Raw genomic sequence first — 21,073 nt, forward strand, 5'->3', positions numbered from 1 at the left:
GTCCTGCTTTTGCAGGAGCAACTGCCATTGCATCCGTAGGGCGTACAATCGTTCGCGGTTGTACGCCGTTACGCTGCACGCCGCCCTACGGCTGCGGTGGATCAGTCCTTGAGCCGCCCCAGTCCATATTCCAGGCTGGCGGCGGAGAGTTCGCCCATCTGGCTGTGCTTCAGGCGCCCCTGGGCGTCGTAGAACAGCGTGGTGGGCATGCCGTAGGCGCCGGTGGCCTGACCTAGCCGGTTGCCGCTGTCGAGCAGCACCGCCGCATCGCTCAGACCCTGGTCATGGAGAAAGCGCTGCACGGCTTCGGCAGATTCCCCCTGGTTGACCAGCAGGAAGCGCACGTCGCTGCGTTGCTGCTGCGCGGCCTCCAGCACTGGCATTTCGCGCCGGCAGGGCGGGCACCAGCTAGCCCAGAGATTGACCACCAGCGGCCGGCCATCCAGGACACGCAGGTCGACCGGTTGGCCGCGCAGGTCCAGTACCGTCAGCGCGGGAATCTGCTGGCTGCGATCCAGCGCCGAGACCACGGCATTGCCGCCACCCCAGACGCAGGCGCCTACCAGCGCGGCCACTGCCAGCGGCCGGCGCAGCGCTGCCTTGCGCCAGGCCAGCAGGCCACCGATCAGCGCCGCCGCGAGGATGCCCGGCAGGGCGAGGAAGCCGCCGTCGCGGATATCCACGATGCCCAGCGGTGTGGCGGCGTACTGCTCGGCGTAGCGCGCGACGAAGGCCAGCCGCGCCACCAGCAGGCCGCCAAGGAACATGCTGAACAGTGCGCCTTCGGGGTTGGCGCCGCGTTTGCGTCCGGCCAGCCAGCCGGCGAAGAGTGCGGCGAAGAAGCCGAGGTAGAGCAGCACGTGGGGCAGGGGAATGGCCAGGGAGCCGAGGGTGAGACTGGTCAACGCGAGCGCCTTGATTCGAAGTGCCTTGCAGAAGGAAGGGAAGGTACAGCAGCCCGGCGCCGCACGGCAGCGCCGGGCTGTGGATAAATGTTTCCCGTCAGGCCGGCAGCAGCTCCTCGTCCTGCGCGCGGCGCTCGGCGGTCAGCCGCGTGGCGCAGGCGCCGACCTTGCGCACGGCGTCCTCGATCCGCGCCAGGTCACGGCTGGAGTAGTTCATCCGGATGCAATTGCGGTACTTGCCCGAGGCGGAAAAGATGTTGCCCGCCGCCACCTGTACGTTGTCGCGGCGCAGCTCGTGGTTGAGCCGCACGCTGTCGAACTGCTCGTCCATCTCCACCCAGAGCATGAAGCCGCCGCGCGGCCGGCTCGCCAGGGTGCCTTCGGGAAAGTAGCGGCTGATCCATTCGGTCATCAGGTCGCGGTGGCGCTGGTACTGCGTGCGCATGCGGCGGATGTGCGGCTCGTAGTGGCCGCCGCCGACGAACTCGGCCAGGGCCATCTGCGGCTGCGGCGCGCAGGTGCCGCTGGCGATGTACTTGAAGTGCAGGATGCGGTCCAGGTAGCGACCCGGCACCACCCAGCCGGTACGCAAGCCCGGCGCCACGGTCTTGGAGAAGGAGCTGGCCAGCAGCACGCGGTCGTCGGCGTCGAAGGACTTGATGCTGCGCGGGCGCGGGAAGGCATAGGCCAACTCGCCGTAGACGTCGTCTTCCAGGATCGGCACGTCATAGCGCGCCGCCAGGCACAGCAGGGCGCGTTTGCGCGTGTCGGGCATGATGTAGCCCAGCGGGTTGTTGCAGTTGGGGGTGAGCAGGATCAGCTTCACCGGCCACTGCTCCATGGCCAGCTCCAGCGCCTCCAGGCTGACGCCGTTGACCGGGTCGGTGGGGATTTCCAGCGCCTTGAGCCCGTAGGCCTTGAGCGCCTGCATGGCGCCGTGGAAGCTCGGCGAGTCGATGGCGACGATGTCCCCCGGCTGGCAGATGGCACGCAGGGTAATGGCCAGCGCCTCCTGGCAGCCGGTGGTGACGACGATCTCGCTGGGCGGCACCTGGCAGCCGGAGTCGAGCATCAGCCGGGCGATCTGCTCGCGCAGCGCCAGGGAGCCCTGGATGCCTTCGTAGCCCAGGCTGTGCGCGTCGGTGCGCCGGGCGGCGTGGACCATGGCACGCTGCAGCGGCTTGAGCGAGGGGCTGGTGACGTCCGGCGTGCCGCGTCCGAGCTGGACGAAGTCGCTGCCTGGCGCGTAGCGCACCTGTTCCAGCACCTGGTCCCACTGCGAGACGTCCACCGGTCGTTGCGCCGGCCGGGTCATCGCCGGCAGCGGCGGCAGGTGGCGGCGCTCCGGCACGAAGTAGCCGGACTTGGGCCGTGGCTCTACCAGTCCGGCGTCCTCCAGTACGCGGTAGGCCTGCTGCACCGTGCTGATGCTGACGCCGTGCTCCTCGCTGAGGGCGCGCACCGAGGGCAGACGGTCGCCGGGACGGTACAGGCCCTGCTCGATGCGTTCGCCAAGGGTGGTGGCCAGCTGCGCGTAGCGTTTCATGACAGATCTCCCGTTCCGGGCTGATTCAGCGTGATGCAGTACAGATCGGGAAAAAATACGCCATTCAGAAGGAATTCGCCCGCCTCTGTATGGAAAAAACTCTGCCGCGTTGAATCTGTAATGCTTTTCGCCGATTCGTCAGGCTAGTCCCACATCCGGTGAACCTGAACGTGGAGGAGCGACGACATGACCGGCATGAGCGATGTACGCCTGACCCTGTATCAACAGGAACTGCTGGGCCTTCCCGAGGCCCGCGTGATGCCGAGCGGCCCGCAGGAAAGCCGCTGGCAGCAGTTCTGGCGCCGGCTGCGTACCCGCAAGCAGCTGCTGGAACTCTCCGACGAGCAACTGCGCGACATCGGCATCAGCCGAGAGCAGGCAAAGCTCGAAGCGATGCGGCCGTTCTGGCGCTGCTGATAGAGGTCCAGTGAAATGAGGAAGCCTTCATGAGTGAATCGCGCGCCGCGGCGTTCGAGCGAGTCGCCGCCGAACTTGGCTACGACTTCGGTGGTGAGATCAGGATCGGCGGCAACTACGTGCCATTCCTGGTCGAAGGAAACCAGGTGCATGTCAGCGGGCAGATTCCGCGGGTAGGTGATGAGATCGTCGTCACCGGCAGGGCGGGGAGTGCCGTTTCGCTGGCGGACGCTCAGCTTGCCGCCAAGGTCTGCGCGATGCGGGCGCTGGCGTTGCTGCGGCAGGCGCTGGGCGATCTCGAATGCGTCCGCAAGGTGCTGCAACTCAATGTGTTCGTGCAGTCGGTCGAGCACTTCACGCAACAGAGCGAGGTGGCCGATGCGGCATCTGCTGTGCTGTACGAAGTGCTGGGCGAGGCTGGCGTGCACACGCGCACCTCCGTCGGTGTCTATCAGTTGCCGAAGAATGCGACGGTCGAGCTGAATCTCGTCGCTGTTGCAGAGGGCTAGTGTCCCGCACGGTATTGCAGCGCTTCGGCCAGGTGCGCCCGGCCGATGGCCTGCGCCTGCTGCAGGTCGGCCAGGGTGCGGGCCACCTTGAGAATCCTGTGCAGGGCGCGCAGAGACAGGTTCAGGCGCTCGCCGGCCTTCTCCAGCCAGGCCTGGTCCTCGGCGCTCAATGCACAGAACTGGTGCATCTGCTTCAGGTCGAGGAAGGCGTTCGCGCAGCCCTGCCGGTCCAGCTGGCGCTGCCGCGCGGCGGCGACCTGCACGGCCAGTTCGGCGCTGCTGGTGCTGGGGCCGCTGGGCGCGAGGCTGGTGCTTTCGCGGCTGACGGTCAGGTGCAAGTCGATGCGGTCCAGTAGGGGGCCGGAAAGCTTGGCGCGGTAGCGCTGGATCTGCTCCGGCGTGCAGCGGCAGCGGCCGCTGGGGTCGCCCAGATAGCCGCAGGGGCAGGGGTTCATCGCTGCAACCAGCTGGAAACGCGCCGGGAAACGCACGCGGCCGTTGGCGCGGGCGATGACGATTTCGCCGCCTTCGAGCGGTTCGCGCAGGACTTCCAGCACTTTCCGATCAAATTCCGGCAGCTCATCGAGGAACAGCACGCCCTCGTGGGCGAGGGTGATTTCGCCCGGCTGCGGGCGACTGCCACTGTCGGCTTTCTAAATAGCTGCAAAAGCACTAGTCTAGAGGCCTATAGATGCTGTCTAAAGCTCCGAAAATTGATGCGAAAAACTTCCAAAATAGATGCGACAGGATTTCGTATGAATGGTAATAGTTGCGACCAGCCTAGACAGGTGCGGCGTATCAAGCCAACCCGCCGTAGTGTTTCGGGGTTTCTGCCATTCCGAGGTGCTGGAGGCATACCTTTCGAGTCGCTGCTGGAGCGTGATTTCCTCAAAAGGATGAGGTTTTCTCATCTAGTTGAGTCAGTGGTCGCCCAGCCTGTTTCAATTGGCTTCCTCGACTCTCTAGGGCGTGCTCAGACTTACACCCCTGACTTCTTGGTTTACTACCACCAGGGCGAAGCTAACTATTCTGACTACATCAAGCCGATGTTGGTCGAGGTAAAGCCGGCTTACGAGTGGCGTGAGCACTGGCGGGACTGGATGGGGAAATGGAAGGCCGCACGTCGCTATGCCCGTGAGGAGGGATGGCGTTTCAGTATCTACGATGAGTCGCGCATTCGTGGCTTGCCCCTGGAGAACATCGTATTCCTGGAGCGGTTCGAGCGCCTAGCGTTTGATCAGGAAGACATCGATATGGTGTTAAAGACCCTGACGGACATGGAGGTTGCTCCTGTGCACTACCTGCTCGCCAGGCACTTCAAAGGCATCTATCGCGATCGAGGTGTTGCATTGCTCTGGCACCTCATTGCAACTCGCCGTGTTGAATGCGACATCACCGAACCCCTGGACCAGTACCTCGAGCTGTGGGTAGCTGCACCATGAACCTCTACGAAACCGACACTGACGAACACCTGATACCATTCGAGCCAACCCGAGCCCGAGTCGTCATCGAGGTCGGTGCCATGGTGCGTCGGGATAAGCAAATTTTCCGGATCGTTCAGCTCTTGGACTTCCAGAACGTCATCGGGGTAGAGGTTGAGTCAGGACAAAGTGCCTCGCTTCGTGTCTCCGAGCTGAGTGCTGTTGAGCAAGAGCGTGTCGATGGTCTCTATGTGAACTACGACATTTCGACCATTAGCTCAGATGAATGGGCAATCGCTCAGCAACGGTTTTCCGCAATCAAGCCGTTTATCAATAATTCGGTGACGCCTAAGGACAGCGTTGAGAAGCGGGCAAAGGAGATTGGTGTTGATACCGCCACTCTCTATCGCTGGTTGGAGCGATATCGCAATTGGAACGAAGTGCTCGCGCTGGTGCCGCGAAAGCGGGGTTGGAAGACGGGAAGCAGTCGTCTGACGATTGAAGCTGAGAAGCTCATCCAGGAGGTCATCGATCAGCATTACCTGAGCCTGCAACGACCTACTATCCAGTCCGCGATCGCGGAGACTGAACGACGTGCAAAGGCTCTGGGTATCAAGCCCCCGGGAGCGTCGGCCATCCGAGCACGCATCCAGCGAATTCCCGAAAAACACTCCCTGCGTCGACGAGGATTTGCCGAGAAGGCGAAGAATCGTTACACCCCTTCCGTTGGCAAGTTTCCCGGGGCTGACTACCCCCTCGCAGTCGTGCAGATCGACCACACGCCAATCGACCTGATCATCGTTGATGACCAGCATCGCAAACCGATCGGACGACTCTGGTTGACCTTAGCTATCGATGTTCATTCTCGGATGATTGTCGGCTACTACCTGTCGCTAGAAGAGCCTTCTGAGATTTCCGTTGCCATGTGCATAGCGCACTCGGCTCTTCCGAAGGAGGCCTGGCTGCATATTCACCATGTTGATGGCGATTGGCCGGTCTGGGGGTTTCCCCGAGTCATTCACTCCGATAACGGGCCCGACTTCCGAGCTGAGAACATCCGGCGGTCATGCTCGAACTACAACATCGAGAACGTCTTCAGGCCCGTGAAGGTGCCTAAGTACGGCGGTCACATCGAGCGGATGCTTGGCTCCTTTATGCGTATGGTCCATGAGCTTCCTGGCACGACCTTCAGCAACACGTTCGCCCGAGACGGATACGACTCTGAGAAGAATGCCGCGCTGACCATGGGTGAATTCGAGAAATGGCTGGTCAGGACGATTCTTCGATATCACCAAGAGCCTCACTCTGCCCTCTACATGAGCCCCGCACGAAAATGGCAGCTCGGATTCTTCGGCAACCGAGAGCTGGATCCTTTGGTCAGCATTCCTCCCAGGCCGGCAGACCCGCTGACGGTGCAGCTTGATTTCATGCCTTCGTTCGCCCGAACAATCCAGCCCTATGGCGTGCAGATCGACGTGTACTACTACTCTGAGGCGCTTCGGCATTGGATCAATACCAAGGATCCAGACACTGGATTGGCGAGGAAATTCATCTTCCGACGGGACCCGAGAGACATCAGCGTTGTATGGTTCTATGACCCTGTACTGAAGCAGTATTTCCGTGTCCCCGTCGCCAACCAGGCATTCCCGGCCGCCACTGTGTGGGAGTTCAAGGCAGCCAAGCGGAAGGCGGTTGAGGAGGGGCGTAAACACATCGACGACGCCTTGATTGCCAAGTTGATCATGGAAAATCGAGAGCTGGTGCAAATCGCTTCCGAGAAGACCAAGAAGGCTCGACGTGACGCTCAACGCCATCGTGTCCACAGCAAGAATGTAACCCCTGCCGTGCCCAAAAAAACCATCTCCAAGCCGCTCGTGGAAATGCCTTCCATCGATGGGCTGCTGCTTGATGACGTTGACCTGATCGGTGATATCAAATGAGTGAGTACTCGCATCTTCACACTGATTTCAGGCCTGTATTGCTGCTATCTGATCGTGAGCGGATTCGCTTCATGGGTGAGCCGCGTTGGATTGGCTATCAGGCTGCGCACAACATTCTCGATACGCTTGAATGCCTGTTTGACGCGCCCAAGCGGCCGCGTATGCCTAACCTGCTGATTGTTGGTGATCCCAATAACGGGAAAACCACCATCGTTCGGCAGTTCATGAAGAGTCACGGCGAGGGTTACATTGATGAAGATTCAGAGCCTAACAGGCCAGTGATCTTGGCGGAGGCCCCTCCTTCCGCTGACGAGAAGGACCTCTACGTGGCGATTCTCGAAACCCTCTGGATGCCCTATCGAACAACAGACTCAAAATTGACGTTGCGATACCAGGTCATTCATTCGTTGCGCGAGCTCAAGGTTCACATGCTGATCATCGACGAGATCCACTCAATGCTGACGGGGTCTGCGATCAAGCAGCGGGAGGTCATGAATGCACTCAAGAAGCTCTGCAACGAGCTGGTGATTCCCATCGTTGGTGTCGGTACACCGGATGCGGTCCAGATCCTCCATCTCGATCCTCAGCATGCCAGTCGCTTCGATGTCGTTAAGCTGGCCACTTGGAAACTCGATGCCGACTTTCAGCGGCTGTTGAAGGCATTCGAGGCGGTGCTGCCGCTGAAGCGTCCCTCCGGGTTGTTCAAACCGGAGCTCGCACAACTCATTCATTCGATTTGCGGGGGTAATACTGGCGACCTTCATGGCTTGCTAGTCGAATGTGCGAAGGAAGCAATCATCTCGGGTAAGGAGTGCATTGACCGGCAACTCATCGAGAGTAAATCGTGGGTGCGTCCTACTCGTGGCATTCGGGAGCGCGTGGTCTAACGCCACGATGGCCACTCACTCCTGCTCTACTGGCTGACGAATTGTTCTCCTCTTGGTTAGTGAGGACTGCTCTGGCACACGGGTGCCCTCCGTTATCTCTGACCTCCGCCGTATGGCCGGGCTTTCGTGCCTGGAGCCGCGATCTTGATCGAGGGCCGAATCAATGCCGCTTAGTGGCATTGGCTGAAGCTACCGGTCTATCGGCTCAAGAGTTGTTGGCATGCACACTGACGCCTGCCGCACGGTCATTGCTCTTTGCTGCGGAGGTACCCCCAGTTGGGGTTTGGCCGTGGATCCTGGTGCTCGGCTATCGCAACCGAGCACATGTGGGCGGACTTCAGTGCTGCCCTGATTGCATTAGCCAGCCAGTACCCCATTACTTGATCCAGGGCCGACTGGCGTGGCATACCGCTTGCCCGTTGCACGGCGTGCAGTTGATCGACCATTGTCCCCATTGCCTTGCGCCGCTCCAGCCAGAATTGCTACTTCCCGGTGGCACTCTGTCTCGGTGCCACCGCTGCGCGAAGCTGCTTGGCTCATGTCCTCGGACACCGTTTTCGTCTCCAGCTCTTGCGTTTCAATTGTTTGCCGACAAGTCGCGTGACCGGTCCGCTGCATTCGGTCGGACTGAGTTGAGCTTTCCCGAGTGGATGCTCGTGGCTCGCGTCATGATCGGGTTTCTGCAAATGGCGGCTAAGTATTGCTCTGCTGAAGCAACCCGCTTCTTCCGATCGATGGACATTGATGCCTCTACGTTTCGTTCTACTCCAATGGGATTGCCCTTCGAATATCTGGAGCCCGCCGAGCGTGCTGGGTTACTCGGGAATGTTTGGACGATAATGTGCGCTGGGCCTGAGCGGTTCATGGATCTCGCGGCCAGTGCATCGCTCCCAGCTTCCTTGCTGCCGATCCCTGCGAGAGGGGCTCCTAAGGTTCTTCTCAGCATGAAGTCAGTACTGAAGGCACACCCAAGAACGGCGCTCGATCGACACAGCTACGAGCATCCCCGTAACCAACGACAGGTACTGCGGATGTGGCTGCGCTTGCAAAGAAGGATGCATAGAAATGGCGTCGAATGACTCCATGGACGATATGGGCTGTCAGTCCTGTGGGCGGGCAATGGACAAGGCCAAGAAAATCCACAAGGGCAAGCGATACTGCGCGACTTGCTACCCGCGGCTGTTCAAAAGGCGTATGTGCGCTGGCTGCGGTAACTTTGCCAGGCTGCCCACTTTCGACCTTGCTGCGCAATGTGGTGCATGCGAGCGCAGTGGCCCTTGTGTTCGGTGCGGACGAACAGAGTTCAAGATAGGAAGGCAGTCGGCCTATGGCCCCGTGTGCAAGTCATGCGCCCCTCACTTCCGTGAGCCTGCACCCTGTGACGTGTGTGGAGAGCTTTCCCAGCGCCTGGTTCGCAACACAACGACCGGGCTGCGCACGTGCCCCAAGTGCATTAGTCCTTCTGCCTCCACCTGTCCGAGCTGCCGACGGCATAGGGTGCTGGTTGCCGGGCAGGACGGCATCCAGCGTTGTCGTGCCTGCACGGATGAGGGGCAGCGGTCGTGTGAACGATGTGGGGTAGCGATGCCTGCAGGACGTGGACGTGAGTGCGAGAGTTGTTACTGGGGCAGGACCTTCGAGAAGCGCCTAGCAATCAACCTCAAAGGATTCAGTTCCTCTCAGTTCGAAGAGCTCTTCGGCCGATTCGGCCAATGGCTGTTAGAAAGGAACGGGCCTCAGAAGTCTGCGATGAGCATCAACCGCTATTACTCGTTCTTTCGGTCCATGGAGGTCCGCTGGGGAGGCATACCGTCGTATGGTGAGTTGCTTGATCAATTCACTGCAGTTGGCTTGCGACGTGCTGAAACCCCAATGCGGTGGCTTTCGGAGGTGCAGGCAATCAGTGTCAATGCAGAGCTTCGAGAGCAACATTCTGAGGAGCGCCGGCTTCAAGCGATTCTGACTGAGGTCGGCGATCCCTGGTCGCAGCAATTGCTCAAGGGGTACCTCGCCATGCTGGCCACTCGGATGGAAAAGGGGGAAACGAATCTTCGTTCCATCCGTCTAGCGGGCCGTGCGGCTACCAATATGCTGAAAACTGTCCATCTCGCGGTGGGTGCATTGCCCACGCAGAAAGCTCTTGAGTCGTTCTGGCGCAGTTCGCCTGGCCAGGTCGCGGCACTAGCGGGGTTCGTTGGCTACCTGAACAATAGCTACAAGCTTCAACTGGAGTGGCGTCCCAACGACCGCTGGTTGATGACAGCAAAGAGGGACAAGGCGGAGCGAGAGTTGGTAGCGCTCCTGGGAGAGGGCCAGCAAGCGGAGGATTTCGAGGTTCGGTGGATAGTGAAAGGGCTTGCCTACTTCCACAGCCTCCGAAGGGCTAACCGAAAAACTCTGACCTACAGACCAGAGAGCTATCAGGGCATTTCAGGCTTCAGCATTGAGTATGGCGGAAAAACGCTTTGGGTCCCCGATGCGGCCAGCTACAAACGTGACAGCTACAAGGGGGCGTAACTCTACTTGAGGTCAACCTTCAACTCTTTGAATACGTTGATCAGCCTTTTTCGGTAAAGAACATTTTGATCTTTCTGGGTGTGCTTGAATATTACGGTTTTCGTTGGAAAATCTGAGCGCATATTCTTAAATCGGCCCGTTACATAGCGAACCCTCGAACAAATCTTCTTTACGAATTCTTCAAGTTCTTCTGGGGTTGATATGTCGGATTTCATAAGTGCGCCGGCGTAACGCGGGACTTCTTTACCCTCATCTGGATCTTCGCGCTGTACCTCAAAGCAGAAGTAGTTTTCTCCGTCTATTTTGATTCGTATTACCATCAATCCACGTTGTTGGAAGGTTTCGCGGTCAATATAAATCCATGCCCGATCTTTGTTCTCAATAGATGTGTCTTCTACAGGGGTGAGTAAAATTAATTTTGGACCGCCTTGAACCTTAAATCCGTGATTCGGTGTGTACCAGTTTACGTCAGATACTCTCTCTGGGTTGGCCGCCTGTATTGATCTGAAAGCATTCCAAATGTCGCGTAGAAAGCCATGCGACTCGAGCTCGGCTTCTGAGACGTGTTCAAGCTTACCGGTATTTTTTCCGGCCCCCGTGCCATCTCCGTTGGAATGGCTTTCGGCACTCGGTGGTTTGGGGCCCAATCGGCTGCGATCTGCTTGAATGATGTGTTCAATCTTTTTGACTGTGCGCTCTTTGCCGAGGATTCTGAAGGGCGTAGCATGCACCACCGTTATCTCAGCATGGTGATCGGGTTCGGTGTGGGATGCTTCGGCTAAGAATTCCTCCGCAGCAGCAGTTCTCACTGGCCTCGGGAGTATTAGTCTACCTGCCCCATCTACACCTTCAGAACTGTCAAACTTCAATCGCTGCCACTCGATTTCCTGCCCTTCGGGTTGGCTTGACCCCATCAGGTCTAGGCAAAGAAAGGTGTTGCCTTGGTTAAGCCACTTACCACGGCACAGAATTTGGCCTAGCCCAGTAAACCATGGCTCTACCTCTAATAAAATCTTGTCTTTTGGGGATCTAGATATGAATTGCGCATTGATGTGTTTGACGCGCTTTGCAGTGTAGTCATCATACAGAACGTGAGCCAGGAAGACTGCATCATAGTTGCGCATCCTGGGGGCAGGCCTGACCAGCCAGCTATGTTCACTGCGCATAGGAATTTCGAACAAAACTGCCATCACGTCCGACCACTTCAGTGTTGCCATCGCACGACAGACATCCATATTTCTGGCATAGGCGCGGACTAAGTATTCAGTGCAGGGAACGAGCAGATTCTTGCCGCCAGCAAGCCTGAAATTGATTAATTTACATTGGTCCCGCTTACCTCTGCGCAGTGGATAGTCTTCATCAGGGAAAATGTGAGGTGTGCCTTCGTCATGGAGTAGGGCCCTGGATGTTAGGGACCAGCCATCAGGAGAAAAATTAACTTGAAATTTTTCCTCTTTTAACTCGGTGTCAGAAACGCACTGGCCTTCACGCCAGATGGTGCCCTTACGGTACTGGGGTAGGCTGCTTAAAGGTACGTCTACATAAAAGTCTGCCCCAGGGACATCGTCGTGCAGCCGCCGAAAATTCACTGTCACCAATGGGATGGATTTCGCACGAGAGCTTTTCTGAATGGGGCCGTACCACCAAACCAGATAGTCTCCCTTGAGTCGTTGGACGCCGCTATCAGGGTGTCTCAAATCGGGTCGTGGACGCGAAAATGCGGTACGGTGGACTGGCACGTCCAAAATGCAACTCCCTTAGCATCGGATTTCAACACTGAGAGAGTATCGATTCGCTTCGCTGAAGGCGACGAAATCATGGCGTCTGTTTTTCGTTGATTGAGAGCCAGGGCGGCTGCTCCGTATGTCCGGCTGTAAGCGTTGGACTGGAGACGCTGAAGTCGAAGCCAGATAACGATGTACGGAGAACTTGGCGATTTTTATCTGGTAGCTTGGTGCGCCACCCTGGAAGCTCAAGAGTCGAGATGCGATGCTAGTCTTGGTTGCTAGATGTCAGCCCGCTGACGGAGGGGGCGTTACACCCCCGATTGCCTCAAAACGGAGGCGACATGTACGAAGAGAATCTACCTGGCTATACCAAGTGCTACACCGCTCACAAGCAGCGACTGATTGGCGAGGGGCAAATCCTAGATTGCGCTGAGTTGGAGCGAACGGCGCGCGTCTGGGCGCTAGCCGAGTTGTTGTTTGCCGATACCAATAAGGCCGCGCACTGGCTAGCAAAGCCGCAACGGCAACTGGGAGGTAAGAGCCCGCTGCAACAATTGGCCACCCTGGACGGTGCACGACAGGTGGAGCATCTTTTGCTGCAAGGGTTCGAGGGCTTCGTCTTCTGAGCCCGCAGATGTGGCCGTCCTAGCCAAACTACTGCGAGTCGCTGTTCCCCGCATCGCTCTTCGCTACCTATCAGCGAGCTGGGATTGACCATAAATTTGGACCTTCCCTCAAATGCCCCATCCTCCTACTCAGCCCAAGATCCTCTTTCTCGACTTCGATGGTGTATTGCACCCAGACGCAGTGTTTATGACCCGGAAAGGGCCAATTTTACGGGCTCAAGGGACGCTCTTCATGTGGGCGGGATTGCTGGCGGATGTGCTGTACGACTTTCCTCAGGTCAGGGTAGTGCTGAGTACAAGCTGGGTGCGCCACTTGGGCTTCTCTCGTGCACGAAGCTACCTACCTGACCCCATTAAGGAGCGCGTGATCGGCGCAACGTGGCATAGCGGGATGGGAAAAGGGTGGGTTGACCAGGATTGGTGGGATACAGCCTCGCGGTACGAACAGATTTGCCGTTACACGAACCGGGCTCACCTCCTGAACTGGGTCTCGATCGACGATGACTCGGAGGGGTGGCCTACAGATGCTCAGGGCCATTTGGTCTGTTGCGATGGTCAACTCGGCCTGGCTCAGGCGGGCCGCATTGATGATCTTCGGGGGGCACTTCGGCCGCGTTAGTTAATCGTGGAAACTGAAGAGCCGATTGGATGGGGTGGGGACGGTGGGTTCGTCCAGGTATTCGCCAAGCGCTCTTGCAGAGGACACCATGTTTAATTTGGTGGGCTATTTAGGTAGCCCCGACATGGCTGAGCAAATTCGTAAGGAGGACTACTTTTTGACTGGTGGAATCTCACAGGACCCCAGGGAGGAAACGCAATGCCGAAACCGCTGAATATTCTTGATCGGAGCTTTGCATCTCAAAAGGAGGCCGAAGCGTTTTTCTACGGTCTCCGAGACGAGAATTTAGCTAGTGGAGGGGAGGATATCGCTGAGGGCATCGATTTCGACCTGCTCCGCGAGCTCTATATCAAATACTGCGAGTACACCGATTGGCCTCTGCCTTCCGTCCCGGTCGCCTTTTATGCTCGCGACATCGCCCGGGGTGCCGGATCTAGCGGGGGGACGTCGCAAGGTTTCGTCGTAAAGTTCGAGAGTGGAGCTGAGGATGAGTTTTCTGCGAGGAAAGCTATCAGGGCGGTGGCAAACAGATGACTCCTCAGGGGCGGGCTAACCATTTGCTGGGTAGCATTTTCTTAGGCCTGAAACTACTTAGGTGGCCAAAAGCCTACTGATCTGTAGGGGTTGTGGATCCAGTGTAAAACTAGATTTTGCTAGGCTGCGGAGTGACTAGGACCAGATCCTCCTCGGCTACTCCCTCTTTGAGGTATAGAGCCGGTATGTCTGCCTGGCTAGGGTGCTCCATAAGCAGCAGTGCGCGCGCTTGCTCGAAGGCCTTGGGGATGGAAAGTCCAAAACCGATGGACGAATAGAACTGGGCTGCGAAGACCCTTGCTGCGACATCCTGGATCGCTCGGTTCATGCCAATCGCAGCATTGATGTGCTGCACGCACTCCTGAGCCTGATTTCGGGAGAAGCAGGTGTTGAAAAAGACCAAATGAACGCTGTCGGACGTCAGAGAAAGCGTCTGCACAATGATTTGCTTGGCAATGAGCTTGGGCTGGCCGAAATCGTCTTGGAGGATCAGTTCCTCAAGTGCCGAGCCGTGGCCGCTGAAGTGCACAACGGTGGGCTGCAGCTCATTTACTGCCTGTAGAAGATCCATCGGTCTGACTGCCCAGCGGGATTCAAGCTTTACTGCGTCCCGGTGCTTGGAGGCGCGAATCTGGATGCCAATAAGCCGAGCCTCTTCGTCTAGGGCCAGCTTGTTCTCATTGGTACTGCCAGGGTCCGAGGCGAAGAACGCAACCACGATCTCCTCAGGAAGTGCCTTGAGCCGATCAAGCTCCTTGGCTGTTTCTTCATGTAAATGCGCGTGGTGGCTGAGGCTTTGCTGGATGCGCCCCATCTCGCGGTCGTGTTCAAGGTCTGCGCGGCGCTGAGCTGTCTGCTGCTTTCTCGCGTCGTTAGCTTCGGCAGTGCTAAGGTTTTTCTCGGCTGCGAGTAGCTTCTTTTGTTCCGTCTGAATCTTGTTTTCCACTTGCCGCAGGGTGTCCTGTGCTCGACTTTCATCGGCTTGATGGCGCTGTGCTTCGCGGGTCTTGGACGTTTTAGTGGAGGCGGACTGAGAGCGAGCCGCCGCGCTTGCCGCTTCGAGGGCTTTCTTTCGGGCCTGCGCAGCTTTAGCGGCGGCTTTGCTCTTATCTACCGATAGCCGGGAAATCTTGTCCCTGAGCTGAGCTACTTGGCGGCGATAATACTCAGCGCTCATGGATTTCCCTGTGTTGGCTGAGGTGTGGCTCGAGGGGCTGTTTCTCTAAGAGCTCTGTCGTGGTCATCGGGCAGGCTACCTCGGTGACGTCACAAGGCCGAAGCCATAGTCTGTGCTGTCGAACTCGTTAGAAAAGTCTTGTGCACTTGCCGTGGCGGTGAGTTGCGCTGTAGTGAGGGCAGATGCTGAGACTGCATTGGTTTTCAGCGCGTAGTCCCACCAAAGCGCTGCAACACCTGCAACATGTGGGCAGGCCATGCTTGTGCCATCTAGGGATTTGAGCGTGCCCCCTGGCCATGCGGAAAGGACATCTACTCCAGGGGCGCTGACCCTTGGGTAAATGTTGGAAAATGCGGCGATGCCGTACCCGCTTCCTTGCTTTCCAGCCGCAGCTACAGAAATGACGTTATCTGCGGCAGCGGGTAGCGAGGCTGCAATTTTGAAATCATCACTGACATCGCGCCGGCTCTCATTGCCTGCAGCCGCAATGACGACGGGGCTGTCTCCGAAGGCGGACTGGGCGCTGAACGTGTGCATGATTGCGTCAAGCATACGCAGGTTTCCGCGGTAAGACTCAAGTGCATTGGAGGTGGCCAGCTCGACTGGGTATCCAGCTTTAACAAGGCGATTTACTAGGCCTGGGAAGTCGAAGCCGAGCGACATGGAGATTATGTTTGCGCCAGAGTTCATTGCCCATTGGAGTGCTTTAAAGATCATTTCGGAGCTGCCGCCGCTGTCTCCAATGACTTTCCCAATCAGTGCCTTCTGGACTCCGCGTGCCACTCCTATTCGGGTGCCGTTCACATCTCGGCCGAAAATGGTTCCTGCGCAGTGTGTGCCGTGGCCATCGGTGTCATTTAGCCCTTCACCGGTGAAGTCCTTTTGCTCAAGGGTCACTCCCGTAAACGCAGGGTGGGTGGCGTCAATGCCAGTATCGAGTACCGCCACAGTGACGCCGTCGCCTGTGTAGGGGGAGGTGTCGGCATTTACGGCCGGGATGCCCCAGGCCTCACTGGTGGAGGCCTGAGTGCTCGCGAACGGGTGAATGAGCTTGGTGGGCATGGTGCGGGTTACAGCTAAAACTTGAGGGTCCTTCTTCAGGCCAACGATGGCGTGAGACGGGACGCGCTCGACTGTAAGTTGCGGGCTAGCGCTTATGCCTCTCGTCAAGCCAAATGTCCGAGTTGTGAACTCCCGGGTGCGCGGGCGGGGCTCTTCGGGCTTGCGCAGAATGATGTACGTATCCATAACCACCTCCTTGTGATGCAGTTGTGCTGACCTATAGGCGTACCGGCAGCGAGACCTGAGGCTGAATTGGGATCAGTGTGGCGTAGGCCCGCAAGATGTCAGCGTAGAGTTGAGGGTGCTTTGGGGCCTCTACAGTGATGATCAATGAGTATTTGATCTTCTTGGCTCGGTCGGCAGTGCCGCCGCCCTCGCGGGCGATGTAGTGAATGTCGAACGCGGCATTATTGAGGCTGCTGCCTCGCATGCGCTTCTGGTCATGCAGCACGGTTTCCCACTTGCCAGAGTCAGCGCGTAATTCCGCCTCCGTGGCAAATTTCTTCTTCTTGAAGAAGGATGTTGTGTCCGCGGTGCTTTTCCCTTCCTTGATCCGGTCCCCGTTTGGTCTGAAGGTGACTTCGAGGCCGGCACGAGTATAGGAAGAGGAGTCTTGTGGATCCGTGGCGCTGGCAAAGGTGAAGGTTGCCTTCAGGGTGACCATGCCGGACAGCCCTTCATCGGGGAGCGGAATCGGAGCTTTGATGTACTTGCCGGGCTTGAGCTCTCCTTGATAGACGATCCTTGCCACGCCCGAAGGGCAGGTAATGATCTCCATGAGGTCGTCGGGAATTTTTCCCCAGCCCACTTCTTTCGTGTCATGGCCGTTCTGGTCGGCGGCATGGATAAGAAGTGCCTTGATGGCTAGTGGGGAGAGATCCTGGCCTAGAATCGCGCGTACACCAACGGCACTACGCAGTGTGTATGGAGAGGCAAAGCTAGTACCCCGGTAAGGCGCCAATTGGGGCACTTTTCCTGGCAGCAGTGCATGGAAATACTCCTTGGTACTGCCACCAAAGGCTACGAGATCTGGTTTGATGATGCCGGGGCTTCTCCCGGGGCCTGTGGCGCTGTATGGAGCCCTACTCCAGGTATCTCCAGTGCCACCGGCGGCGCCAATTGCAATTGCATTGACGCAGTCTGACGGAACCTGAATGCGGTCGTTGCGGAGGGTGGCATCCATGGCGCCGTTGTTGCCGACGGCAACCGTCATGAACGTGCTGCCATCACTGAGTAGCTCATCAATGACAGCCGTCCAAGGATGAACCTCCGTGTCCTCGACCGGAATTTCAGGCCCTACGCTGAGGTTGATGAACTCGTACTGCCTGGATAGCAGAACCTCCTCGATATGCCCCAGGGTTCGATAGAGCTCGAGCGGATTCTCGTTATGGGACTCGTCATCAAGAACCCTTAAATGATCAACGTAGGCATAGGGGCGAGCGGCGACGTCGTCTGGCTGTAGCGGACCAAACAGAAAGGCAGACGTTGCGGCTAGGCCGTGCTCCGGTCCATTGGGGGCGTTGGCCGCCGCGGGATCCAGGACTCGATAATTCTTCAGCCATTTTGAGATGGCGTGCTGCTCTGGCAGACCGGCGTCCAAGATTGCAACGCGAGGTTCTGACGAGAGGGGGTCTTGAGTCGGAAGCATGCACTCGATTTTGGGGCCTCCCCGGCCAAGCTTTGGCAGCAGACTGCGCATTTTTGCCACGGGGCGAACCACACGAACAAATACGAATTCGGCTAGCTGGAGTGCAGCTTGCTGAGGGCCCTCAACGGGAACGAACCAAAGGCTGCCCGCTTCGAAGCTATAGTCGCTATGCACGGTAAGGCCTAAAGATTCAGCCATCTGTGCAAAGGCACGTTGGATGAAGCTGCTGCCTTCATCAGGCAGAAGGTGGATTCCGAACTCGAAGAAAGTGTCTTTCTGGCTGCCGGGATTGGCGATGCGCTGCTCGCGCGCGAACACTGAAATGTGTTCAATGCGGCGCAAGTCCAACGCTTCATCGGATTCGTCTTCTACCTCCAGCATCCACTCACCTAGCGAGCGGAAGGCTTGGCGTTTACCCGCCACGAAAATCTCCGTGGTTGCGCATTCTCGAGGCTCGCCTTTTCGCTTCCAGCCTTCAGGCTTGATGTTGATTTGCCGGCTGCCCAGCGACTCGAGACCTGCTGCTCGAAGCAGATTCGCGGGGAAGTAGGAGCGTGCGATATAGCTCGGATTCATGATGAGCCGAGCTACCCCGAAGTCATGTGGGCAAGCCGCTTCTGGAAGCTTGTCTAGCGCCGCTGCAGTTTCAGTGGCTTCAGGCTCAAGGCGATGTAGTGCTTGGTGGAGGGTGTAGACCTCTGACTTATCAGGATTCCTTCTCGGCCCCTTGATGTCGCTCGTCAAAAGCTCGCCGCGACCAATGAGAAAGTTCGTTTGGCTCATACGCTATTTCTCTTCCTTGAGGTTCGTGGTGCAGGTTTGTCTGCAGTCCTGTGTTTTCGAATTGTGTCACGGCTCACGCCGGTTATTTCGTGGATGCTTCGCTGGGATAAGTCTGTTTGGCTATCCAGCAGCAGCGCAAACTCTATCTGGGACTGTCGATCTAGAGATGCAGACCTGGTGCGCACTGCATCTTCGATAAGGCTTTGAGAGGTCGCACTGCCGAGAGCGAGAGCCCGCCTGAATCGATGAATCTCTCTTTCAATATCACTAAAAGATAGGCCCTGGAAGGCGTACGAAAGTATGTCTATCCAGTCCTTAAACTCAGCTGCGTCCCGATCAAGGAAGCGGTGAATAGCGGCCTTCACTGCTTCTGGATTGGGGGCTTTGAACTCGACGACCAGATCGAATCTACGCCAGAGGGCTGGGTCAATGAGTTCTGGGTGATTGGTGGCAGCTAATAGAAGTCCTGTTGCGGGCCATTCGTCCACTTCTTGCAGAATTACGGTGACCAAGCGTTTCAATTCGCCAATGTCGCTGTCGTCGCTGCGTCGCTTCGCGATAGCGTCAATTTCATCCAGCAGCAGCACGCATGGTGTCCGCTTCGCGAAGTCGAGGGCCGCTCTGAGGTTGGTCCCGCTGCGCCCCAGCAGACTGCTCATGACTGCAGTTAAATCAAGGACGTAGAGGGGAACCCCTAGCTGAGAGGCTATCCAGCGAGCAGTGATGGTCTTTCCGACGCCTGGAGGGCCCACGAATATGGCTGACTTAGTTGGCTGGAGACCCAGTCCGACCAGCTTTTTGATCTGCCGGCGCTCGTGAATAAGCTGCTCAAGTCCATCTTTTGTCGTCTCGGCTAAGAGAGGAGACGCTCTGGATGGCTCGTCCCGGAACACTTTCAGCAGTGACAGGCGTGATTCATCGTCTACAGGGACTGATGTGTCGTGCCCCTTCGAGATGGGAGGCTGATCTCTGCGCATCAAGTTGGAGGATGACTTGGGGGCGTTTGCTCGCAGGTATTCATCGAGCTGCTCGGAGAGTTTGGGCTCTGTGCTGCGGTATTTCCTCACTAGTCGAGCGATGAATAGGCGTGCGTCATCGGTTTTCTCGCCTAATGCGAGGCGAGCAACCTGGGCTAAATCGGTTGCAACGATTTCTTTTTCGTCCGATGTCATTCTAAGTCACTGAATAATAAGGATTTAATGTTTAATACTGAGTGGGCTAGATTATAGCACAAGCGCGGCACTGCCATCCTAACGGCTCTGACGAGCTGAGTGGGTGTGCCTATTTCACAGAGTGAGCACTGATGCTGGAGGGACGATTCGGAGAGGGATGACCATGATGAGGGGGGCGTATCGCGGTTCAACTGGCTCAGCTTGCATCCCGAGCCGGTCACCTTACTGGCATTCCCGGCGACCTGGTGCGCGTCGGCCGCGAGATGCGTGCCCGGGTGCTGCGATGTACTGGTATCCCCGTCGGCGTCGGTATCGGTACCTCCAAGACGTTGGCGAAGCTCGCCAACCACGGCGCCAAGAAGCGGCAGGCACAGACCGGTGGCGTGCTCGACGTGCGTGATCCCGCTCGCCGCGATCGCCTACTGAAAGCCTGCGACGTCAGTGACGTCTGGGGCGTCGGTCGGCGCATGACTGAGCATCTCAACACTCAGGGTATCCGCACCGCCTGGGATCTCGCCCAGGCCGACGCCTGGACGCTACGCAAGCAGTTCAACGTGGTCATCGAGAAGACCGCCCGGGAGCTGAGTGGCATCGCCTGCCTGGAGCTGGAGGAGGCCGCGCCACCCAAGCAGGAGATCTGCTGCTCCAGGATGTTCGGCAAGCGTCTGCACGAACTTCCGCCGATCCGCGAGGCGGTGGCCACCTATGCCGCCCGCCCCTGCGAGAAGCTGCGCGCGCAGGGTTCTTACTGCAAGCGCGTGCAGGTCAGCATCCGCACCGGCATGTTCAACCCCGACGAACCCAAGTTCGCCAAGGGCGTCAGCGTCGAACTGCCATACCCCACCGACGACACCCGCCTGATCACCAAGGCCGCCACCGACGGCCTGGAACTGGTCTACCGGGAAGGCTTTGCCTTCAGCAAGGCGGAGGTGTTGCTGCTGGATCTACGCCAGCCCGGAGAGTTCACCGGCGACCTATTCGCCCCCATCCAACCAGAACGCGCCACCAAGGCCATGGCCGTGATGGATGCGATTAACGCACGTCGGGGCAGGGGAACAGTTCGACCAGGAGTCGTACCTGCGGAGCCTGATTGGGGCATGAGACGAGATTTAATGAGTCAAAGCTTTACAACTCGAATCGACCAACTCTGGAAGGTTTGCTAACAGTAAACGGCGATTAAGATCAAGGATCTGGTTTCACCAGAGCAGAAGATGGGGAATCCGCGCTGTGATGATCGACTGGTACTCAATGGCACCTTCTGGATTCTATGTGTAGTGCGTAATTGCATCGCACTTGACCGCCCAATTGCATTGCCGCTGACCACCGTTTGCATCCGACTTGACCAGTAACGCCGAAGAGGCGACCGGCAGAAAACGGCCAGGAGCGGACGTTGGACAGATATCGTCCACATGCTCAGAGCCAGTGTCATCGTATTCCCAAGACCTGACCGAGCGCTGATACGGAATATCGGCCACATTAAGCCGACAGAACTGTCGACGAGAGCGCCGTAGGCCCCACCTTCTGAGGTATTCGCTCTCCAGGGTAACTACTGATCTATGCTCGAGTCAGTCGAGTCAATGGAG

Annotated in this window: 17 protein-coding genes and 3 pseudogenes; 12 read left to right on the top strand and 8 right to left on the bottom strand. The window is 57.8% G+C overall.

The genetic code is table 11. From position 1 onward, the window contains the following. Window positions 1-101: 101 nt before the first annotated feature. Window positions 102-905 (bottom strand): redoxin family protein, encoded by an 804-nt coding sequence (locus ACNFBT_RS17155; RefSeq protein WP_416751320.1) that lies wholly within the window; start codon window positions 903-905, stop codon window positions 102-104. A 97-nt stretch (window positions 906-1,002) separates the two neighbouring features. Next, the gene (locus ACNFBT_RS17160) at window positions 1,003-2,451 is read right to left on the bottom strand and encodes a PLP-dependent aminotransferase family protein (protein WP_416751322.1); all 1,449 of its coding nucleotides are present in this window, start codon (window positions 2,449-2,451) and stop codon (window positions 1,003-1,005) included. Between the two features lie 186 nt (window positions 2,452-2,637). Here ACNFBT_RS17160 and ACNFBT_RS17165 point away from each other — a divergent pair, with 186 nt between their 5' ends. Next, window positions 2,638-2,868 (top strand): DUF1127 domain-containing protein, encoded by a 231-nt coding sequence (locus ACNFBT_RS17165; RefSeq protein ID WP_416751324.1) that lies wholly within the window; start codon window positions 2,638-2,640, stop codon window positions 2,866-2,868. 29 nt (window positions 2,869-2,897) lie between these two features. After that, entirely contained in the window at window positions 2,898-3,377 is a 480-nt protein-coding gene (locus ACNFBT_RS17170) for a RidA family protein (protein WP_416751326.1), read from the top strand. On the opposite strand, the pseudogene ACNFBT_RS17175 reads toward ACNFBT_RS17170, so the two are convergent. Continuing rightward, window positions 3,374-4,018, bottom strand: a pseudogene (locus ACNFBT_RS17175) (ATP-binding protein); the annotation flags it as partial. The gene ACNFBT_RS17170 and the pseudogene ACNFBT_RS17175 overlap by 4 nt on opposite strands. A 255-nt stretch (window positions 4,019-4,273) precedes the next feature. Between ACNFBT_RS17175 and ACNFBT_RS17180 the strand changes: the two are divergent. From ACNFBT_RS17180 to ACNFBT_RS17200, 5 genes are all read left to right on the top strand, one after another. Beyond that, the gene (locus ACNFBT_RS17180; protein WP_416751718.1) at window positions 4,274-4,819 is read left to right on the top strand and encodes a TnsA endonuclease N-terminal domain-containing protein; all 546 of its coding nucleotides are present in this window, start codon (window positions 4,274-4,276) and stop codon (window positions 4,817-4,819) included. Beyond that, window positions 4,816-6,738 (top strand): Mu transposase C-terminal domain-containing protein, encoded by a 1,923-nt coding sequence (locus ACNFBT_RS17185; RefSeq protein ID WP_416751328.1) that lies wholly within the window; start codon window positions 4,816-4,818, stop codon window positions 6,736-6,738. Before ACNFBT_RS17180 ends, ACNFBT_RS17185 begins: the two co-directional genes overlap by 4 nt. After that, complete coding sequence (locus tag ACNFBT_RS17190) at window positions 6,735-7,625, top strand: TniB family NTP-binding protein (RefSeq protein WP_416751330.1); 891 nt, start codon at window positions 6,735-6,737, stop codon at window positions 7,623-7,625. Before ACNFBT_RS17185 ends, ACNFBT_RS17190 begins: the two co-directional genes overlap by 4 nt. Then, window positions 7,583-8,704 carry a TniQ family protein gene (locus tag ACNFBT_RS17195; RefSeq protein ID WP_416751332.1) on the top strand — a complete coding sequence of 374 codons (1,122 nt, stop codon included), beginning with the start codon at window positions 7,583-7,585 and terminating at the stop codon, window positions 8,702-8,704. The genes ACNFBT_RS17190 and ACNFBT_RS17195 overlap by 43 nt, the downstream gene beginning before the upstream one ends. A gap of 670 nt (window positions 8,705-9,374) precedes the next feature. Further along, entirely contained in the window at window positions 9,375-10,142 is a 768-nt protein-coding gene (locus ACNFBT_RS17200) for a hypothetical protein (RefSeq protein ID WP_416751334.1), read from the top strand. 2 nt (window positions 10,143-10,144) lie between these two features. Here ACNFBT_RS17200 and ACNFBT_RS17205 read toward each other — a convergent pair whose 3' ends face one another. Further along, a complete protein-coding gene (locus ACNFBT_RS17205) occupies window positions 10,145-11,881 on the bottom strand; it encodes a hypothetical protein (RefSeq protein WP_416751720.1) in 1,737 nt (578 codons plus the stop codon). Window positions 11,882-12,210: 329 nt separating this feature from the next. On the opposite strand from ACNFBT_RS17205, the gene ACNFBT_RS17210 reads away from it, so the two are divergent. From ACNFBT_RS17210 to ACNFBT_RS17220, 3 genes are all read left to right on the top strand, one after another. Next, window positions 12,211-12,495 carry an antitoxin Xre/MbcA/ParS toxin-binding domain-containing protein gene (locus tag ACNFBT_RS17210; RefSeq protein WP_416751336.1) on the top strand — a complete coding sequence of 95 codons (285 nt, stop codon included), beginning with the start codon at window positions 12,211-12,213 and terminating at the stop codon, window positions 12,493-12,495. Between the two features lie 112 nt (window positions 12,496-12,607). After that, window positions 12,608-13,114: an HAD domain-containing protein gene (locus tag ACNFBT_RS17215; RefSeq protein ID WP_416751338.1), complete on the top strand. Its 507-nt coding sequence runs from the start codon at window positions 12,608-12,610 to the stop codon at window positions 13,112-13,114. Between the two features lie 198 nt (window positions 13,115-13,312). Continuing rightward, complete coding sequence (locus ACNFBT_RS17220; protein WP_416751340.1) at window positions 13,313-13,648, top strand: hypothetical protein; 336 nt, start codon at window positions 13,313-13,315, stop codon at window positions 13,646-13,648. Between the two features lie 109 nt (window positions 13,649-13,757). On the opposite strand, the gene ACNFBT_RS17225 is transcribed toward ACNFBT_RS17220, so the two are convergent. The 4 genes from ACNFBT_RS17225 to ACNFBT_RS17240 all read right to left on the bottom strand — a co-directional run bounded on the left by ACNFBT_RS17225 (window position 13,758) and on the right by ACNFBT_RS17240 (window position 19,490). Continuing rightward, window positions 13,758-14,825, bottom strand: coding sequence for a hypothetical protein (locus ACNFBT_RS17225; RefSeq protein ID WP_416751342.1), 1,068 nt, complete (start codon window positions 14,823-14,825; stop codon window positions 13,758-13,760). Between the two features lie 75 nt (window positions 14,826-14,900). Further along, window positions 14,901-16,073 (bottom strand): S8 family peptidase, encoded by a 1,173-nt coding sequence (locus tag ACNFBT_RS17230; RefSeq protein ID WP_416751344.1) that lies wholly within the window; start codon window positions 16,071-16,073, stop codon window positions 14,901-14,903. Between the two features lie 31 nt (window positions 16,074-16,104). Next, on the bottom strand, window positions 16,105-18,318 hold the full coding sequence (locus ACNFBT_RS17235; RefSeq protein WP_416751346.1) for a S8 family peptidase: 2,214 nt from the start codon (window positions 18,316-18,318) through the stop codon (window positions 16,105-16,107). Next, complete coding sequence (locus tag ACNFBT_RS17240; RefSeq protein WP_416751347.1) at window positions 18,315-19,490, bottom strand: AAA family ATPase; 1,176 nt, start codon at window positions 19,488-19,490, stop codon at window positions 18,315-18,317. Before ACNFBT_RS17240 ends, ACNFBT_RS17235 begins: the two co-directional genes overlap by 4 nt. A 218-nt stretch (window positions 19,491-19,708) precedes the next feature. Here ACNFBT_RS17240 and ACNFBT_RS17245 point away from each other — a divergent pair. Together ACNFBT_RS17245 and ACNFBT_RS17250 are read left to right on the top strand one after the other, a co-directional pair. Then, window positions 19,709-20,653 (top strand): annotated as a pseudogene (locus ACNFBT_RS17245) (DUF4113 domain-containing protein); the annotation flags it as partial. A 12-nt stretch (window positions 20,654-20,665) separates the two neighbouring features. Continuing rightward, a pseudogene (locus ACNFBT_RS17250) lies at window positions 20,666-20,761 on the top strand (IS5/IS1182 family transposase); the annotation flags it as partial. Window positions 20,762-21,073 lie beyond the last annotated feature (312 nt).

Source organism: Pseudomonas sp. NY15181 (genome assembly GCF_048068055.1).
Classification (GTDB): Bacteria; Pseudomonadota; Gammaproteobacteria; order Pseudomonadales; family Pseudomonadaceae; genus Pseudomonas.

What these genes read in the sequence shown, in the direction of transcription:
- ACNFBT_RS17235 (WP_416751346.1), bottom strand. Translation starts at nt 18,318, where the DNA reads ATGAGCCAAACGAACTTTCTCATTGGTCGCGGCGAGCTTTTGACGAGC.
- ACNFBT_RS17220 (WP_416751340.1), top strand. Translation starts at nt 13,313, where the DNA reads ATGCCGAAACCGCTGAATATTCTTGATCGGAGCTTTGCATCTCAAAAG.
- ACNFBT_RS17240 (WP_416751347.1), bottom strand. Translation starts at nt 19,490, where the DNA reads ATGACATCGGACGAAAAAGAAATCGTTGCAACCGATTTAGCCCAGGTT.
- ACNFBT_RS17230 (WP_416751344.1), bottom strand. Translation starts at nt 16,073, where the DNA reads ATGGATACGTACATCATTCTGCGCAAGCCCGAAGAGCCCCGCCCGCGC.
- ACNFBT_RS17225 (WP_416751342.1), bottom strand. Translation starts at nt 14,825, where the DNA reads ATGAGCGCTGAGTATTATCGCCGCCAAGTAGCTCAGCTCAGGGACAAG.
- ACNFBT_RS17185 (WP_416751328.1), top strand. Translation starts at nt 4,816, where the DNA reads ATGAACCTCTACGAAACCGACACTGACGAACACCTGATACCATTCGAG.
- ACNFBT_RS17200 (WP_416751334.1), top strand. Translation starts at nt 9,375, where the DNA reads ATGAGCATCAACCGCTATTACTCGTTCTTTCGGTCCATGGAGGTCCGC.
- ACNFBT_RS17210 (WP_416751336.1), top strand. Translation starts at nt 12,211, where the DNA reads ATGTACGAAGAGAATCTACCTGGCTATACCAAGTGCTACACCGCTCAC.
- ACNFBT_RS17215 (WP_416751338.1), top strand. Translation starts at nt 12,608, where the DNA reads ATGCCCCATCCTCCTACTCAGCCCAAGATCCTCTTTCTCGACTTCGAT.
- ACNFBT_RS17180 (WP_416751718.1), top strand. Translation starts at nt 4,274, where the DNA reads ATGAGGTTTTCTCATCTAGTTGAGTCAGTGGTCGCCCAGCCTGTTTCA.
- ACNFBT_RS17170 (WP_416751326.1), top strand. Translation starts at nt 2,898, where the DNA reads ATGAGTGAATCGCGCGCCGCGGCGTTCGAGCGAGTCGCCGCCGAACTT.
- ACNFBT_RS17190 (WP_416751330.1), top strand. Translation starts at nt 6,735, where the DNA reads ATGAGTGAGTACTCGCATCTTCACACTGATTTCAGGCCTGTATTGCTG.
- ACNFBT_RS17160 (WP_416751322.1), bottom strand. Translation starts at nt 2,451, where the DNA reads ATGAAACGCTACGCGCAGCTGGCCACCACCCTTGGCGAACGCATCGAG.
- ACNFBT_RS17165 (WP_416751324.1), top strand. Translation starts at nt 2,638, where the DNA reads ATGACCGGCATGAGCGATGTACGCCTGACCCTGTATCAACAGGAACTG.